Annotated in this window: 13 protein-coding genes; 8 read left to right on the top strand and 5 right to left on the bottom strand. The window is 56.4% G+C overall.

Going from position 1 to position 17,465, the window contains the following annotated elements; all coding sequences use genetic code 11:
• Positions 1 to 164: 164 nt before the first annotated feature.
• Positions 165 to 731, bottom strand: a complete 567-nt coding sequence (locus JW885_01090; protein MBN1880740.1) for a manganese efflux pump — start codon at positions 729 to 731, stop codon at positions 165 to 167.
• 446 nt (positions 732 to 1,177) lie between these two features.
• Here JW885_01090 and JW885_01085 point away from each other — a divergent pair, with 446 nt between their 5' ends.
• Positions 1,178 to 2,635, top strand: a complete 1,458-nt coding sequence (locus JW885_01085) for a hypothetical protein (protein MBN1880739.1) — start codon at positions 1,178 to 1,180, stop codon at positions 2,633 to 2,635.
• Between the two features lie 556 nt (positions 2,636 to 3,191).
• A complete protein-coding gene (locus JW885_01080; GenBank protein MBN1880738.1) occupies positions 3,192 to 4,577 on the top strand; it encodes an MFS transporter in 1,386 nt (461 codons plus the stop codon).
• 144 nt (positions 4,578 to 4,721) lie between these two features.
• Here JW885_01080 and JW885_01075 read toward each other — a convergent pair whose 3' ends face one another.
• Together JW885_01075 and JW885_01070 are read right to left on the bottom strand one after the other, a co-directional pair.
• Entirely contained in the window at positions 4,722 to 5,570 is an 849-nt protein-coding gene (locus JW885_01075; GenBank protein ID MBN1880737.1) for a hypothetical protein, read from the bottom strand.
• Positions 5,571 to 5,741: 171 nt separating this feature from the next.
• On the bottom strand, positions 5,742 to 6,602 hold the full coding sequence (locus JW885_01070; protein ID MBN1880736.1) for a hypothetical protein: 861 nt from the start codon (positions 6,600 to 6,602) through the stop codon (positions 5,742 to 5,744).
• A 259-nt stretch (positions 6,603 to 6,861) separates the two neighbouring features.
• Between JW885_01070 and JW885_01065 the strand changes: the two genes are divergently transcribed.
• From JW885_01065 to JW885_01050, 4 genes are all read left to right on the top strand, one after another.
• Complete coding sequence (locus JW885_01065; GenBank protein ID MBN1880735.1) at positions 6,862 to 7,932, top strand: hypothetical protein; 1,071 nt, start codon at positions 6,862 to 6,864, stop codon at positions 7,930 to 7,932.
• A 536-nt stretch (positions 7,933 to 8,468) separates the two neighbouring features.
• Positions 8,469 to 9,647, top strand: a complete 1,179-nt coding sequence (locus JW885_01060; protein MBN1880734.1) for a propanoyl-CoA acyltransferase — start codon at positions 8,469 to 8,471, stop codon at positions 9,645 to 9,647.
• A gap of 1 nt (position 9,648) precedes the next feature.
• Positions 9,649 to 10,071 (top strand): Zn-ribbon domain-containing OB-fold protein, encoded by a 423-nt coding sequence (locus JW885_01055; protein ID MBN1880733.1) that lies wholly within the window; start codon positions 9,649 to 9,651, stop codon positions 10,069 to 10,071.
• Positions 10,072 to 10,348: 277 nt separating this feature from the next.
• Entirely contained in the window at positions 10,349 to 11,596 is a 1,248-nt protein-coding gene (locus JW885_01050) for a PAS domain-containing protein (GenBank protein MBN1880732.1), read from the top strand.
• A gap of 253 nt (positions 11,597 to 11,849) precedes the next feature.
• Here JW885_01050 and aroF read toward each other — a convergent pair whose 3' ends face one another.
• The gene (gene aroF / locus JW885_01045; protein ID MBN1880731.1) at positions 11,850 to 13,739 is read right to left on the bottom strand and encodes a 3-deoxy-7-phosphoheptulonate synthase; all 1,890 of its coding nucleotides are present in this window, start codon (positions 13,737 to 13,739) and stop codon (positions 11,850 to 11,852) included.
• 335 nt (positions 13,740 to 14,074) lie between these two features.
• On the opposite strand from aroF, the gene JW885_01040 reads away from it, so the two are divergent.
• On the top strand, positions 14,075 to 14,530 hold the full coding sequence (locus JW885_01040) for a PaaI family thioesterase (protein ID MBN1880730.1): 456 nt from the start codon (positions 14,075 to 14,077) through the stop codon (positions 14,528 to 14,530).
• Between the two features lie 46 nt (positions 14,531 to 14,576).
• On the opposite strand, the gene JW885_01035 is transcribed toward JW885_01040, so the two are convergent.
• Complete coding sequence (locus tag JW885_01035) at positions 14,577 to 15,281, bottom strand: cysteine hydrolase (protein ID MBN1880729.1); 705 nt, start codon at positions 15,279 to 15,281, stop codon at positions 14,577 to 14,579.
• 297 nt (positions 15,282 to 15,578) lie between these two features.
• On the opposite strand from JW885_01035, the gene JW885_01030 reads away from it, so the two are divergent.
• Complete coding sequence (locus JW885_01030; protein ID MBN1880728.1) at positions 15,579 to 17,321, top strand: hypothetical protein; 1,743 nt, start codon at positions 15,579 to 15,581, stop codon at positions 17,319 to 17,321.
• The last annotated feature ends 144 nt before the right edge of the window (positions 17,322 to 17,465 follow it).

Below are 17,465 nucleotides of genomic sequence, written 5' to 3'. Positions count from 1 at the left end.
TTTGGCTAATCCATCTTAACAGGAAGACCGTGACTCGTCTTCTATTTACTCGTCACCTGTCAACACTTTTAGTGACTAGGGCAAATATATATTTTTACTGTTCCCCCTTTACTAAAACCCTTTTTATACTGTCCGAGAAAACCCTCGGATATACCTATTGTGACTCACGCAAAAAACAGGTGCTCCACCACGATGCGTATCCCGATGGTGATGAGGACCAGCCCCCCGATCACCTCCACCTTTTTTCCCCACATACCGCCGATCTTCCCCCCCAGCATCATCCCCACCACGGTCAGCGCCGCCGCCACCAGGCCGATGATCACCGCCGGCAGCAGGATCGTCCCCCCCAGCATGCTGATGGAGAGCCCCACGGCCAGGGCGTCGATGCTCGTCGCCACGGATAAGACGATCAGGTCCCACCCCCGGGTGGGGTCGGACGCGGTGCGCTCTGATTTCTCGGGCGAGAGGGCCTCGTAAATCATCTTGCCCCCCACAAACGCCAGAAGGCCGAAGGCGATCCAGTGATCGACGGCGGATATATATTCATACACCGCCGTCCCCGCCATCCAGCCGATCACCGGCATCATCGCCTGGAACAGGCCGAAGTGAAAGGAAAACCGAAACACCTGCCCCCCCGTCACCGGGTTGAGGGCGAGGCTCGTGGCCAGCGACACCGCAAACGCGTCCATTGCCAGGGCCACCGCCACAAAAAAAATACTGATCAGATCCATGTTCCGCCTTTCGACCCCGATGCGCCCATCCCATGTGATACCGCCGATACCACCGCACCCCGAGGTGTATCGATACAAAGAGAGTCGATTTCCACATCCGGCGCCGATGCGGCGCGCCCGCCCCGATCCCGTCACATAAAAAACACATTGTACCATCCCGGGCGATTGATGTCCCGAGAAAACCGGGAGGAAGACGGGCGCGATCCTCTCTCCGCGCACCTCGTACGTGCCCGGCATACACCGTCGTTCGGCCCGTGCCGCGGGTGGGGGGCCACACCGCAATGCGTTGGTTCACCCAAAATCCCGGCGGTTCCCGTCGCATTTCGCCGTTTTTATCCCAAATACTACATCCGTGGAAGAATAATCATACAAATGGAGAATGGATGAAATGTCCGGCGGGGAGTATATTGTAATCATGATTAAGATTGAAACAAGAGGTGAACACAATGAACGCTCAAAAAATACAGACGATGGTTTTAATGGCGGCCTTTTCATTGATACTGGTGCTGCCGGTGTATGCGCATGATCATGGGTCACCCATCAGCGCGGTGAATCTTGATGCGCTCGGGTACTCCGAGGTCCTGGACGACGATGCGATCCGCGACATCGCCCGGATGAGCAATGACGCGGACGACAGGCTCGTTCCCCTGCGGGGTGTGATTCCAACCGAGGATTACTGTCTGCTCGAGTACGACCCGGCGAGCATACTGTTTGATGAGAATATCATATCCGCAGAAAGCATGGAGGCGTATGAAGATTATAGATTTACGTCCGTCATGCACAGCGAAGATGCACAGCGGATGTTCGACCTGGCGGTGGTAAGGGCCGACGGAATGGTCGAGCGATATGCGAAAGATGATTTCGCCGAGGAGTGTATGGAACTGGACGTGGATACGGTGGTGCTGGCGTTCGTGACGTCGGATGTCATATCCATCAGCGATCTGCTGGATGACGGCTCTCCCGATGACGGGTCGCCGAGATCGTTCGGCGTCGATCCAAACAGCGGTTTATCATTAAATAATTCAAACAGCTCAAATAGATCGGCCGGGAACAGTGATGATAACGATCAGAACGACAACAACGATAACGACGACAACAACGATAACGACGACAACAACGACAACAACGACAACGACGACAACAACGATAACGACGACAACAACGATAACAACGACAACAACGATAACGACGACAACAACGATAACAACAACGACAACGATAACGACAACGACAACAATAACGACAACGATAACGACAACAACGACGACAATAACAACAATGACAATAATGACAATAATGACAATAAGGGTCACGGCAATAACGAAGACGGTGTTGACGGCGACAATCCCGGACAGGGAAGCGGCGGCCCCAACAGCGACAAGGACGGTAACGACGGAGACGACGAATCGAAGGGCGGACCGGGAGCCGACAGCGGCAACGACAACGGCAATAACGGCGGCAACAACGGCAACAATGGTAGCGACAACGATAATGGGAATGACAACGATAATGGGAACGACAACAAGGGTCATGGGAACAACAGCGACGGTATTGACGGCGACAATCCGGGACAGGGCAGCGGCGGTCCCAACAGCGACAAGGACGGCAACGACGGCGATGACGAATCGAAGGGCGGACCGGGAGCCGACAGCGGAAACAATAACGGTAACAACGGCAGCAACAGCAGCGGCGGCAACGACAGCGACAACGATAATGGGAACGACAACAAGGGTCACGGCAACAACGAAGACGGTATTGACGGCGACAATCCGGGACAGGGAAACGGCGGCCCCAACAGCGACAAGGACGGCAACGACGGCGATGACGAATCAAAGGGCGGACCGGGAGCAGACAGTGGAAGCAACAACAGCAGCATGGGGAACAGCGGCAATAGCTCGAGATAACCTCGAGACGGCGGATCGGCTTCAATCCCAGGCCGACCGGACATGGGAATGTATATAAAAAGACCCTCCGACGGAGGGTCTTTTTTTTGTTTAATACCTCCACCCGCCGTGAAGACACATCAGATACATTGCCGGGTTTCGGCGATGGACAATCCCGTATCGATGTCGATAAATGAGGGACCTTTTCGTGTGCAGTGCCGCCCCATCGATGTCCATGTTTGGAACGCACAGGGAATGCGGGTACGGATCTGTGTTTCAATCCCTGCCCGAAACAGGAAATGGGATAGAGAATATGGAGAAAATCGTCCGTGAAACATCAGACAAAAAATGATGTATTTTATAAAGAATTCTTGACACGCCGACCATAAAAGACGTAAAAAGGCAGAAACATCCCGCCGTAAGGGGGATATCGTATCCTTCCTTCAGGTGACGCATCCATCAGGTGAATTTCGAAAATGAAGGCGGCGGGACGTTCGGTTCGGGCAGGCGGTGGAGGGGATGTTTTGTTTTCTCACACGTATATGCCGGAGAGGACCGGCCGATGGAGGACCTGGATATGACCGAAAACACTATCACGAATCCCGGCGACCGGACGGATACCGTCGGAGGACAGAGGCTCCCCTTCGGGATCAAGCTCGGCTACGGTGTGGGCGATATCGCCAGTAATTTTTTCATCGTCACCACCGGCATGTACCTGCTCTATTTTCTCACCAACGTCCTGAACGTGGACCCGGCGGTGGCCGGGATGGCCCTCTTTTTCCCGAAGTTGTGGGATGTGGTGTCCGACCCGATGATGGGCGTCATCTCGGATAAGACGAAATCATCCATGGGGAGACGGCGCCCCTATCTGCTCTACGGCGCCGTGCCCTTCGGCCTGACCTTCTTTGCCCTGTTCATGGCGCCCCATTACACATCGGAAATCATGCGGGCGGTGCATGTGTCGATCCTCTTTGTCCTGGGGTGCACCGCCTTTACGGTCATCAATGTGCCCTATTCAAGCATGGTGCCGGAGATGACCGACGACTACAACGAGCGGATGTCGCTTGTGTCGTTTCGGATGATATTCGCGTCCGTCGGGGCGCTCCTGGCCGGGGGGCTGGCGATGCCGCTGGTGGAGATGGGGGGCGGCGGTGAGGCGGGCTATCGCTTCATGGGAATCATTTTCGGCGTTGTCATCGTCGCCACGTGCCTCATCTGCTTTTTCGGCACCAGGAAGGCCGCGTCCATCCCGGCGGTGGAAAAGACGCCGCCCATAAAAGAGCAGATCGTCATCGCGTTTAAGAACTTCCCCTTTTTGATGCTGATATCGAGCTATTTCTTCCAGGCCCTGGCCATCGGCATCCTCATGGCGGGATTCATCTATTACGTCATCTACGCCATGGCCCTTCCCGAAACCGCCATGACCACGGCGTTCCCGGTGTTCCTGGTCACGGCCATCATCTTCATCCCGGTCTGGGTGCAGGTGGGAAAACGCCTCGGCAAGATCAAGGCGTATGTGGTCGGCCTGGTGATATTCATCGTCAGCATGGCCTCGCTCTTTTTCACCGACGCATCCCAGTTGAAGCTCTTCTACGCCCAGATCTTCGTCGCGGGCATCGGCTTTTCGAGCTTCCAGCTCTTTCCGTTCTCGATGCTGCCGGACACAGTCGAGTACGACGAGATGCAGTCGGGCCTGCGCCGGGAGGGGGTGTTCTCTGGGATGTGGTCTGCGGGCCAGAAGATCGCCTACTCCGTCAGCCCGGCCATCGTGGGCTTCGCCCTGAAGCTCTCCGGCTTCACTCTGGAGGGCGCGCAGCCCGACAGCGTGGAGACCGGCATCAGGATCATGTTCTGCCTGGTGCCGGCCCTGGTGGTGCTCATCAGCTTCATCCCGTTTTCGAAGTATGAGCTGACCGCCGAGCGGTTCGAGGAGATCAAGCGGAAAATCGAGAGCGCGCGTTAGGAGGCGACGGGGGGTGGGAGAGCGCACCCGGTCTGAGGCGTACATAGTTGAAGAAGCACATCGCCGGAGATGCGGCGTCACCTCCCCTCGGGGGAAGGGCCGCTCTCTCCGGCGGATTTGTTTTTGTACGGATGTCTCCGGTGATCAGTCCGCAATAGAGAAGCTCGATACGATCAACTCCATGATGGAGACGACCGCCGGATCGGAGCTGTATGTGCACACGGTGTGCTTCCCCGCCTCCAGGCAGGTGCCGTATTCGGTCTGAAACTGCCTCGGGTTGATCCTGATCCAGTCGTTGGAGTTTTCATTCCCGATTTTTCCCAGCTCGATGGAGGGGACATCGGCCGCCGCCCCCCCGGCGGTCTCGTATACGAAATCAGAGATGATCTCCCAATCCGGCGGATACCGAAAGGTGAGGGATGAGTCACTGCTTGTGTAAGTCCGCCATGATGCGGGGATGTCCCCCGCGCCGGGGGATGAATCAAGAATGGTGAACGTGGAAAGGAGGGTCTCGATGGTGTCCGGCGCGTTGGGCTCGACGGTGACGTCATAGGAGTAAACCAAGAGCCCCGAGGGGCCGATATCCGGGAGGGAGACCAGGATCAGGCGGCGGTTCGGATCTTCTATCATGTCTCCGGGAAGCATCGCCTCCTCCCGGTTGATGCTCAGGATCACCTCCTCACCCCCGGCCAGGGAGACACTACGGCTCTCAACCTCGATGTATTGCTCGAACCCGCCCAGGAAGTTGGTGTATATTGCGAGGCCGTTTCCCCGGATCAAAAAGCCCGCGGCCGGCTCGCCGGTGCGGCTCTCCGCAAGGGTCCACGACCCCGGACAGGCGAAACTGAATCCCGCCTCGGGGGAGGAGTAGTGTGTCCATCCTTCGGGGAGGGGGGAGGGTTCCCCGGCTGCGGCCACCCATCCCCATGCCGTGAAAAAAAGCAGTATCGTAAGTGTTAAAAGATAATTCCCGCCGATTCGTCTCGATTGCATAATCGCCACCCTTTACAATTAGAATAAAGATGTATATAACCCGTCACGTCGGGACGGGATACCCTCTCACTCCTCTTCACCCGGGGCGGGGGATATGCATCACCTCTCCCCCTCCATACCGAAGGGAGGGGGCTGTGTGCGGGCCGGCGGCCCGTGCGGCCGGCCGGGGGGCTACTCGATCCGGGAGCCGGTAATGGTAAAAGAGCTCTCTGTGGAGTTCCCGAAGCACCACCAGCCGGTGAAGCTCTGGGCGTTCGCCGAGAGGGTCAGCACGAACTTGCCGGCGCTCCCCGGAGGATCATAATCCGGGGCTTCCGACCACCACCCGTCGATGGTTTTGCCGTCGGCGGAGAGGGTGCCGGTCACCCGGCCGGCGCTTTCCTCGTAGGTCCCGGAGACTGAGTTTCCGCTGACGGTGAGGTTCAGCCTGCCCCACCAGTCGGTGTTCCAGCCCCCGCCAAAGGTCGTCGCCACAGGGCCGCTGTTTCCACCGGGGGATGTCGGCGAGGGTGTTGTGGTTCCGCCGGGGGTCGACGGCACTGACGGAGTGGTTCCTCCGGGGGGTGTCGGGGTGGGTGTGGAGGCGATGCTTTCAACGGTCATCTCCAGCACCACGTACGCGCTCCGACCCCCGTATGCGTACAGGGTATAGGCGCCGGGCTGCAGGATCAGCTTCGACAGCGGCTGGTAATAGACATCCGGGGGACGGTTGCTGTATATGGTCTCGCTGTGGATGTCCTGACCGTTCGACTCGATCTCGAATCCCATGAGGTCCGACGGCGCCCCGGTGACGCAGTTGTATCCGGAGTCGATGGAGGACACCTTGAAATCCTTCGCCGTCAGCCCCTCTCCTATGGTGAAGACAAGGGGGGCGGGCATACAGCTTCCGTCGATGCCCGCGCTGACGGTAAACGATCCCGGCTGATCGATGGAGACCGTGGTGACCGCCCGGGCGGGCGACGCGATGACAAGGGTGACGCCCAGGGCGACAAGGGAGGCGAACACGCCGCACTTGTGAGTGATTCGCTTCATACGTATACCCCCTTTAAAGGGATCGGTGGATACCGTATCCATTCACTATATATATTAGTGTACAGAATACCCGCCACGTTTTCAACACCCGATTTTTTCTGTGAAAAGATCCGATCGGCACGGACGGCACGGCGCCGAACGACTCAAATCAAAGGATGTGAAAAGTAGAGGTCGGGATACGCAATGGTGTGCGTCTTTGATTGACAATCGGGACGAGAAATGTATAAAATGTGTAAATTTTTTAATCAGGAGAGTGTCTATGAAACGGATTGTAACCGCCGCTGTGGTGTTGCTGTTGGTGTCGGGGTTCACTATTCCGTTCGCATCCGCAGAGGAGTTGAAGGTTGTCACCCTGAACATCTGGTCCGGCCTGGATTACGAGGGGGTATTCAAATTCGGTGAATACGAAAGCGACGACGTGCGGAGCGTGCGATACGACAAACAGCTCGATCAGCTTCGGGATCTGGCCCCGGATATCCTGACCACGAACGAAAACACGAAGCTTCCGAGAAACGCCAAGTTCATCGCAAAGGGACTGGGGATGGAGTATGTGCATCATGTGGCGATGGGCGGGATACGTATCGGCAATTTCGGGATACCGGTCAATTACCGGGAAGGGGACGTCATCTTTGCCCGGGAGGGGCTGAGTCTGAAAGACGGCGGCAAGGGGAAGCTGTCCGGAGGCGGTATCACCGGCAATTGTGTCACCGTACACACGAAAGAATCCCGCCAGGTGATATGCGGCATCGTGGAAGTCGGGGGACGGGATGTCTATATCTTCAACGCCCATATCCACGCCAGTGCCGCCAACCAGCCCTGGGTCTATGAGAAGCTCGAGGAGATGTACCAAACGGGCCTTATGACCGAAGAGGAGTACCTCTTTGAGGTCGAGGAAATCAAGATCGAGGCCGAGCGTCGGGCCGAAGAGGTGCGGGGGATTCTCGCGTTCATCGATGAGATTGTGCCCGAGGGGGCGCCGATCATCCTGATGGGCGATTTCAACGCCGAGGTGGTCTCTCCTGAGATCCAGCAGATCATCGATGCCGGGTTCATAGACACCTACAGCCTGGTGAACCCGGACGATTCGGGCTATACGTGGGATCCGGAGAGGAATCTGAACATCATCGATTACTATGTCCCGATAAAGGATACCATGAGCGTGGGCGATCAGATCGACTATTTCGCCCAATACCGGATAGACCTGATATTCGTCGGGGGAAGCCTGACCGCGGAAAATGTGCTGGAAAGCCGGATCGTGTTGGATGAGCCGGTCGACGGTCAGCACCCGTCCGATCACTTCGGCGTGATGACGATCCTGGATATTCAGTAGTGACTCATCCGCACGCAACTGGTGTATCGAGAGCCTTCGCGGGTGTATGCCGCCGGTGCCGTGTCGTTTTCGATTGAACGACAGACGGATACACCCCGGGGCTTCTTTCCAGAAAGCCCCCTGAGAGGGGAGTCGGATACATTCGGCGGCGCGTCTTTTTTCGCTGATGCGATCCTCACCGTATAAAACCCTGTGATTGTCGGGTGTGCTCAGCGGTGGATCAACAACACACGCCGATGAATGTCTCGGTTTCACGACGCACGGATTGCCCGGACGCGACGTGTCATTTTAATATCTCGTATCGCCTGCGTATGGTATATAATCGGGGAACACGAAAATACCCCGTACCCGCTGGAACTCCCTGCTCAATAGATGTCTCGATTTTGACATATCGCCCGTGATTGCTGATTTCTGTTTGTTTTTTCCCCGTGTCAATGTTAGGATGTAGAAACATTTGTGTGACTTCGGGCGGGGGTCCACGGCCCGTGTCCTGTTTTTTTCTTGTTATATCTCTAAAACCAACGGTAATATTTAATATGAGAAATGTCATCGTGCTTGGTGTGGCGCAGACGAAATTCACCGGTCCCCAACAAAAAACCGGCGTGGAGCTGTTTGCCGAGGCGTCGTCCGAGGCCATCGCCGCGTCCCGCATTACACCTGCGGATATACAGGCGCTCTTTCTGGGCAACGCCCTGGGAGATTTCTGCGAAGGCCAGGGGATGATTCAGGCGTTCATCGCCCAAAACATCGGATGCCCTGGGATTCCCGCAAATAAGTACGACGGCGCCTGTGCGTCGGCGTCCATGGCCGTGCGGGACGCCTTTATGTGGGTGGCGTCGGGCCAGTATGATTTTGTCCTGGCCGGCGGTGTGGAGCGCGCAGCCACAATGGGAACGCCGCTTGCCACCAGGACCTTCGCCATGTTCAGCGACAGCCGTTACGAATTCCCGTCGGGCGTCACCTTCCCCGGTGTATTCGCAATGCTGGCGCATCTTTATGCGAAGCGATACGATGTGCCGCTGAAACTGCTCAAGGAACAAATGGCGACGGTATCCGTCCAGTCATACCGCCACGGGATGCACAACCCGAAGGCCCAGATGCAAAAGGAGGTTACCGTGGAGGACGTACTCTCCTCGTTCACGGTAGCCACGCCGCTTCAGCTGCATGACTGCTGCCCTTTTTCCGACGGCGCGGCGGCGATAGTGCTGGCTTCTGAGAAGGCAGCCGAAAAACTCACCGACAAGCCGGTTTACGTCATCGGTGCGGGTCAGGCCTCCGCCGGCCCCCTGGCCGGCCAGAAGGATACCCTGCCGCGCATCTATTCCCGGGAGCTCTCCTCAAAGCGGGCATACGAGATGGCGGGTATCGGTCCGGAGGACGTTGACGTCTGCGAGCTGCACGATTGTTTTTCCATCGCAAGTCTCATCGCCTCCGAAAGCCTCGGATTTTTCGATTACGGCACCTCCGGGGACGCATGGATGAAGGGCGAGGCGGATATCGGCGGGAAGATCGCCATCAATCCGTCGGGCGGGCTCAAGTCCAAGGGCCACCCCATCGGCGCCACGGGCGCCGCCCAGGTGTACGAAATCGTTCGGCAGCTCCGGGAAGAGGTGGAATCCGAGCGGCAGGTGCCGGGGGCTAAGATCGGCATGACCGACACCCTGGGGGGAGACGGGGGGACGCTTGTGAACATGATTTTCAAGAGGGGCTGGTAACATGGAATATACGCTGACATTCGACGAATATAACAGAGCACTCAAAAAAAACCGGCTTTTGGGATTGACATGCACAAAGTGCAGTGCGGTCATCACGCCGCCGGTGATGATCTGCCCGGCCTGCGGTGCCGGCGACCTTGAAGTAAAGGAGCTGAGTGGTCGGGGCGTCATTCAGACATTTACCGTCAACTTCGTGGCTCCCCTCGGCAGAGAGAGCGAGGCCCCCTATACCGTCGTGATGGTGGAGTTGGATGAAGGGCCGTGGATCATGGGGAACCTGGTGGACGTGGACCCCGCCGTCGTAAACATGGATATTATTGGGAAAAGGGTGAGGATGGGGGAGACCATCGGCGCCCGCGTGTTTCCCGGGGACGCCTATTCGGCGGGTGACGCCTGCCGGCCCCTGTTTCAATTCGAAAAGTGAGATTCGAACAAGATTGATACAAGTCGACGATAGAATATTTTCCGCGATATTGAAACATATCCTACCGCCATATGGGGTTACTGCTCCCTGTGGTCGTCGATCGGGCGATTGTTGTTTTGCAGGATCGATTTCGCATGTGATGTGATCGTTTCACGGTGCGTCATTGCGTTCGCGATACATATAATATATATATCAAGTGGATGCGAGATGTCCTCTTGTTTTCGAGCGGAGATGACCGTTACCCTCTCTTTTCTCATTTCCGGTTGGCGTGGTTCACATGTTACCGTTTAGAGAAATAGTACTCCTGGTGGAGGACGATGTTGAATTCGCCCGGCTCATCCGTACGATGATACATGAACGGCGGGGTGAGCAGATAGAGGTGATTCACGTGCGGAATATCGCCGAAGCCCTGGATATTGTTTCTTCGATCATACCCGATATCATCCTCACCGATATCATCCCGGATACTGGTTCGGATGCACATACCATTGAAATCCTTCAAAACAGTGCACCCGGCGCGCCCGTTATCGTTCTCTCATCCTGGGAGTACGAGAACGTAGCGATACAGGCGCTCAAACAGGGCGCTCAGGATTACCTGTTCAAGAAAGACATCACGCCGGACATCCTCATCAGGTCCATTGCCTATGCCCTGGAGCGGACGCGCATGCAGGAGGGATTAATGCTCTCCGAAGAGCGGCTCCGCGCCCAGTATGCAGGAATTCCCGTACCCACCTTCACATTTCGGATCGACCCGGAAGATTTCACCCTGATTAATTTCAATCACGCCGCGGATAAAATTATTGGAGAAACAGACGGCGCCGATATCGGGACGAGCGCCCTGTTGTTATTCAAGGAAAAAAACGAGATCATCCACCTGATGCATCAATGCGCCCGGGATCGGGAGAATAAAAAGAGCGAGCTTGAGTATACGGACAAAAATACGGGAAAGACACGGTTCTTCTCGGTCAGTTGCTCGTTTTTGCCCAGGAATCTGGTGATGGTCTGTATCGAGGATATTACCGAAAAGCGGATTGCCCAGGAACTCCTCCAGCGCGCCCATGACGAGCTGGAAGCAGAGGTGGTACGGCGGACCAAGGAGCTGAAACGTCAAGACAGACTTCTGAAAAAAGAGACCAAGGAACGGGACCGGATCGAGCGGGAGCTGGCCGCAACCACGGGCGAGCTTCGAGTGATACTCGACAATGTTTCGGAGAGCATCGTTTATTTCGATACCGATTTGCGGATACAGTGGGCGAACAGGGCGGCCGCGGAGCTGACCGGTGTTCCCGAAGGGAAGATGATCGGGAAAGAGTGTCACAAGCTGTTCAAGGAGCGCAAGGCCGTCCGGGACGCCTGTCCGGTCACAGCCGCCCTTTCCGGCAAAAAGGAGTGTGTCGGGGAAATCGAATCGAGTGACGGGCGGAAGTGGCGCGTCAAGGCCGTCCCGGTCATCGACGATGCGGGAAAGGTCGACGGCGTCATCGAGATCAGGAGCGATATCACCGCCGACAGGCATAAGGAATAGGTGTGTGAAGAGGCGACGAAACAGTTTCGCCTACCGGCGGGGGATGCTTCACGCAAGGAAATTCCTGTCATGATGTGTCCGATACATCGTTCATCGGATAAATCGAAAAATGACGAAGCCTGTTCTCCGGGTTGAATGGTGAAAGCAAAATCTTATTGTAATGAAACCGGGGAGCCGATCGATTATCGGCTCCCCGGTTTGCGTAAAAGATGGTATATTCCGACTGTCCGTGTTCCCGTACGGAAGGGAGCCGTTACAGGATGGTGCCCTTTCGATAGCTCCCCAGCACCTTCAGAAAATCGGTGTTTTTCTCAAGCAGGGTGATGACCGATTTGTTTTTTTTGTCCGTCACGTCCAGCTCGATATCCACATAAAAGAGATATCTCCAGGGCTTGTGGGGAATGGCCCGGGATTCCAGCTTGACCATGTTGATTCCTTGGTCTGCGAATACCCGGAGCGACTGGAAGAGGGCGCCCGGCTTGTCCGCCACCGCGAAAATCAGCGAGGATTTGTCCCGTTCGCCCTCCCACTTCTCCGTGTCGGAAATGACCACAAAACGGGTGAAATTCTGCGGGCTGGTTTCGATCCCCTCCTTGAGGATGACGAGGTTGGAAATGTCCGCAGCCTCACTGCTGCCGATGACCGCTTCCTTTGGATTATTATTGTTTTTGACCCGCTCGATGCCCCTGAGTACGTCCTTGGCGGCCACCAGCTCCCAGTCCGGGTGGTCGTCCAAAAATTCCTTGCATCGCTCGAAGACCTGGGGATGGGAGTAGACCCGCCGTATGTCTTCCGTCTTTGCTCCCGGCAGGCCGATGAGACTGTGGATTATCCTGAGTGTCAGCTCCCCTACGATGGAGAGATCGTATTCCAAAAGCAGATCGTAGTTTTCATGAATGCTGCCGGTCAGGGAGTTTTCCAGGGGGATCACCCCCATTGAGGCGTCTTTTCTTTTCACCGCCTCGAATACCTCCCGAAACGTCTCGATGCCCCGAAACGACCCCTCGCCGAAGAAATGAGAGCAGGCCTTATAGCTCGCCGTGCCTGGGTCGCCGCGATAGACGATCTCGGCTGTCTCCCCCGGTTTCTTCCTCAATGCGGCAAGAGACCGGGTTTTTTCCAGGTAATCCAGATCCACCTGTTTTCCCACCACCGGCGCGATGACCGCGAGGTCCCGCATGAGCTGTTCGAACTGCTGGGGGTAGAGGCTCTGGGGGCCGTCGGAGAGGGCCTCCTCCGGATTTGTGTGTACCTCGACAATCAGGCCGTCGGCCCCGGTGGCGATGGCGGCCCGGGCCATGGGGCTGACCTTTTCCCGGAGGCCGGTGGCGTGGCTCGGATCGACGATGACCGGCAGGTGGGTGAGCTTTTTGGTAACCGGGATCGCCGACAGGTCCAGGGTGTTTCTGGTATAGGTCTCGTAGGTGCGGATGCCCCGCTCGCACAGGATCACGTTGTCGTTTCCCTCACTCAGGATGTATTCGGCGGCCATGAGCCATTCCTCGATGGTGGCCGAGAGCCCCCGCTTGAGGAGCACGGGCTTGCCGATGCGGCCGACGGATTTCAAAAGCTCGAAGTTCTGCATGTTCCGGGCGCCCACCTGGACCATGTCGACGTACTTCATCATCAGGTCGGCCTGGCCGGGGGATGTCATCTCGGATACGACCCCCATGCCGGTCTCCTCCCGCACCTCGGCCAGTATCTTCAACCCCTCGGCCTCAAGACCCTGGAAGGAGTAGGGAGAGGTCCGCGGCTTGAAGGCGCCGCCGCGAAAGAGCACGGCGCCGTGTCGCTTCACCGCTCGGGCGATTTCCAGGGTGCGCTCCCTGCTCTCGACGGCGCAGGGACCGGCGATGACCACAAGGCGGTCTCCGCCGATGGCGACGTCTCCTACATGGATGACCGACGGCTCCGGATGCAACTCCGTCGAGACCAGCTTGTAGGGCTTGGATATGGGAATCACCTTGGAGACGCCGGGAAGCGTCTCGAAGTATCTGATGTCCCGCTTGATTTGCCCCACCAGTCCCAGAATCGTCTCCTCCACACCGACGATCTCACGGATTATGCAGTCTTCGGTCTTCAGGGTATCAATCAACTGTTTTTTCTGCTTCTTCGTGATGTCTTTTGACAGTATCAGTATCACGTTGTTTCCTCCTGGATTTCTGGTCCCGGTCTTCCCGGCGTCCCCCTTCGTCACCGGGGGGGAGAGTTTTTGGTATTTTTCACGCCGCCGAATAAGAAGCCCGCTCACGACGGGAGTGACTTTTTCGAAGTATCGAATGACTATACTGCGATGAGGGGGAGAGGTCAATCCCAAAAATTTATGATGCGACATCTACAGAGATGATGAAAAGTCCTGCACGTTTGTTTTTCCCTTGACATCCCGCGCACGCACGTGAGAATGCTATGAGAGGAGGAGGCACACCATTTTGATCGGAGCACAGATACGGAGCGTCAGCGGAAAGGATATGAAACGCCATGAGTGAAAAAGCGATCCAGGATTTTTATCCCGACGATATCGCCGTCTGTTACGGCTGTGGGCGGCACAATCCGACGGGGCTTGCCATAAAGACCTACTGGGACGGCGCAGAGGGGGTCTGTCGTTACAGGCCGAGTGACGATCACCTCGCCTATCCGGGTCTGGTATACGGGGGGCTCATCGCCTGCCTGGTCGATTGTCACTCTATCGGCACCGCCGCAGCCGCGGCCCACGACGCTGAGGGGAAGACCCTGGGGGTGGATCCCGTGATCCTGTTCTTTACCGCCAGGCTCGAGGTGGACTACATCGCACCCACGCCGGTCGGGGCGGAGCTTTTACTTACAGCCCGCATCGAAGAGACGACTCCCAGAAAGAGCGTCGTGTCATGCACCGTTCACGCGGATGATGTGCTGTCTGCGAAGGGGCGGGTCGTGGCGGTGAAAATGAGGGAGTGATACCGCCCCGCCTGCGTGTGTCGTATCGATGTGTCCAAAAGCCCTGTTATGTGAGGGATTCAAAAATCTCCGAGACCTGCTGGGCCGTTATCGTAATGCCCCATTCGGTGAATTTGTCCACCACATGCCGGTGGTTCTTTTCATAGTATGTGGTGGTGGCGTCGGAGATCAGGTTGGTAAAATACCCGAGATCGATGCCGACCCGAACCGTCGTCTCCACACACTCATCGGCCACGAACCCGGCGACATACAAAACCCGTATTCCCATGTTTGAAAGGGTCTGATGAAGTCCCGTACCGATGAACGCGGAGCTGGCGGTCTTTGTGATGACCATCTCCCCCGGCTTGGGGGCGCACTCGTCAAGGAACCGCGCCCCGTCGCTTCCCGGCACGACACGCCAATCCAAGAGTTTATGCCCCAGGCCGGCGTCCCGGGCGTCGATTGCGCGGGTTTCGATCTTGACGTGGATGGGGAGAATGTTGTTTTTTCTGGCGGCGGATAAAACCCGGGCGCAGTTGGCCAGGGCCGCGTCGAAACGCTCCCGGTAGTCGGCCAGGGCGGCCGTCACCTGGTCTTCGGGGAGGCCCTTGGCCACGGCCTTTTTCGCCAGATAATCCGGGGTCGCCAGACCCTGGATGTCGACAAGGAGAAGCGCCGTGTTTTTCTTCGTCGGCGCCGGGAGATGCTCAAGTCCATCCGGAGAGAGCTCGTAGGACGCGGCCACCACGTCCACCATGGTCAATTCCGCCATTGGTGTACTCCTGTATTAGGAAAATGAATCGGTGTCAACCGCCCGCTCTGGGCGGATTTCGATGACGACGTGTCAATCATACCCTTACAAGTCGCTTGCGGTCAATACAATTGACACCGCCCGAGGAATAGGTGGGAAGCGGGTATAGGTGACATATCGTGTTCATATGTTTTGTCGAATTGATCGGATTTAGAAAAATTTCATTGTTTAAATAAAACAGTGTCCAATCCGTGTGAAGTATGGTATACGTTACCAAAGTATATAATGAAATGAATATGTGTTTTGGGAGGTAATTACATGATATCGAGACGATATTGTATCCTGGCAGTTGTATCCGTCATCGCCGTCCTGTGGATGGTGCCGGCATACGGTCAGGACTACCTGTTGATGAACAACACCGATTTTACCGACACGCCCCGGCTTCTGCCCTATCATGACGGCAGCATGGGGAATGATGCTATAGGTGACAATCCCGCCCTCATCGACGTGGACGGGGGCCCGATCTTCCTGTTCGATACCTGGTACATGGGCAGCACCACCCGGGCGGCCGTCGACTCCTATTTCTACCAAAGCAATAGGTTTCTCCCACCTCCCGACTGGTACTCCGTCTCGGACGGGCGGGAGATTTGGCGCACCAATTCCATGGGGACGAGCATCGGTGCGGCGCTGAAGACCGGGGACCGCGCAAGCGCGCTGTTTCTGCTGGAATATCGCTACGGCGATGTCAAAATGGATGGAAATTCGACACTTTCCACCTATGACCCCTCGTTCCCCGGCTGGCCGAATCCGGCCTCATCGGTCACGTCATCCATACTGAGGGACGTGGATGCTCATGATCTGGCTCTCTCGGCGCTGTACGACGTGAATTTCAGTGATACCCTCTCGGTGGGAATGGGATTTCGGTACGAATACGGGATCGAGAAGACCAACTACTCACGGACCGACGTCGGGTATGATTGGTGGCCGGGATTTCCAATACTGGAATGGGAAGACGTGTGGATCGATAAGACCTTCAAGACAGAGCGCCATCGATTCGCCCCGGTGCTGGGGATCTCTCTCTCCCCTCTGGATCGGCTGCGGTTCGATGTCACGATCGAGAGCGGCATGACCGTCGGGGAAGTGAAGGAAAAGGCGGTCATGGCCGAAGTCACGTACGATGTAATAGGTATAGTCGGTTCGTCGTATTATGATCACAACATGGATTCCAACGACCTCTTCGGCTGGGACATCATGCTGTCCCTCGATGGGTCATATGAGATAAACGATACTCTGACCATCCCCTTTTTCGTCGAGTTTTCCCGGGAGGCGATATCCTGGGGGATGGATGGACATCCCCGGGGATTCCTTTACCTGACGAAGACTCAGATGTTATCCCTGGAGGGAGTACCCACAACCTTCAGGGACGATTACGGCGAGTGGCGGCTGCTCTTGGGCGGGGGCGTGGAGTTCCCCCTGGGAGGGTTCGATGCCGAGGCGATTTTCTCCTACGAGCACATGAAGTATCGTCACGCAAGCTATATGAGCAACGATGATATCTTTGGCTACGGCTGGGGCGTCCCGGTGGAGGTTCTCTACGACGACCTGTTGAGGGAAACAAGGGACATCTTCTCGGTGGAATTCATCCTGGACCGCACGTTTTCTGATATTCTCACCGCCTCCCTCGGGGTGCGGTACGACGTGGGCCTGGGGAGGATGGAGCTGGATCGATTCTGCATCCCGGGGCAGGATTTTGATCCCACTATAGCGCCGGTCCCCGAGCTGACGTTTGACTACTCCGACAGGGATGTATACCAGAACCTGTCGTTCCTCCTCGATCTTTCGATCACGCCCCTGGACCGGCTGACGATCGATCTTGCGGGGATGATGGTGGTGCCCCTGGACGGGCTGGAATACAATCTCGATGGGAGCGCCACCGGCGGTTACTTCGGCAACTTTTGGTGGACACCCTTTCGTCTGACCTTTGAGGGCCCCAGCTCCGTGGGCACGGACGTCTCCACCTGGGAGTACGGCGGGAGGATCGAGCTCAGGTATAAGTTTTAAAATATAACCGCAAAGCATATCAAATCGGACCGGGATTCGAGAATGTTCTCGAATCCCGGTTTTTTTATAGAATGAAAATGTGCAATAGAATAAAGATGCGCTTGTCTTTTTTATATGTGATAATTGCATATATTCCGTGAGATA

The sequence above is a fragment of the Candidatus Zymogenaceae bacterium genome (assembly GCA_016931225.1).
In the GTDB taxonomy this organism is placed as follows: Bacteria; Desulfobacterota; Zymogenia; order Zymogenales; family Zymogenaceae; genus JAFGFE01.
This window is presented reverse-complemented; position numbering and strand designations above follow the sequence as displayed.

Bases quoted from the DNA above. Each gene is read 5' to 3' on its own strand.
- JW885_01090 (MBN1880740.1), bottom strand. From the start codon at position 731: ATGGATCTGATCAGTATTTTTTTTGTGGCGGTGGCCCTGGCAATGGAC.
- JW885_01085 (MBN1880739.1), top strand. From the start codon at position 1,178: ATGAACGCTCAAAAAATACAGACGATGGTTTTAATGGCGGCCTTTTCA.
- JW885_01080 (MBN1880738.1), top strand. From the start codon at position 3,192: ATGACCGAAAACACTATCACGAATCCCGGCGACCGGACGGATACCGTC.
- JW885_01075 (MBN1880737.1), bottom strand. From the start codon at position 5,570: ATGCAATCGAGACGAATCGGCGGGAATTATCTTTTAACACTTACGATA.
- JW885_01070 (MBN1880736.1), bottom strand. From the start codon at position 6,602: ATGAAGCGAATCACTCACAAGTGCGGCGTGTTCGCCTCCCTTGTCGCC.
- JW885_01065 (MBN1880735.1), top strand. From the start codon at position 6,862: ATGAAACGGATTGTAACCGCCGCTGTGGTGTTGCTGTTGGTGTCGGGG.
- JW885_01060 (MBN1880734.1), top strand. From the start codon at position 8,469: ATGAGAAATGTCATCGTGCTTGGTGTGGCGCAGACGAAATTCACCGGT.
- JW885_01055 (MBN1880733.1), top strand. From the start codon at position 9,649: ATGGAATATACGCTGACATTCGACGAATATAACAGAGCACTCAAAAAA.
- JW885_01050 (MBN1880732.1), top strand. From the start codon at position 10,349: ATGTTACCGTTTAGAGAAATAGTACTCCTGGTGGAGGACGATGTTGAA.
- JW885_01040 (MBN1880730.1), top strand. From the start codon at position 14,075: ATGAGTGAAAAAGCGATCCAGGATTTTTATCCCGACGATATCGCCGTC.
- JW885_01035 (MBN1880729.1), bottom strand. From the start codon at position 15,281: ATGGCGGAATTGACCATGGTGGACGTGGTGGCCGCGTCCTACGAGCTC.
- JW885_01030 (MBN1880728.1), top strand. From the start codon at position 15,579: ATGATATCGAGACGATATTGTATCCTGGCAGTTGTATCCGTCATCGCC.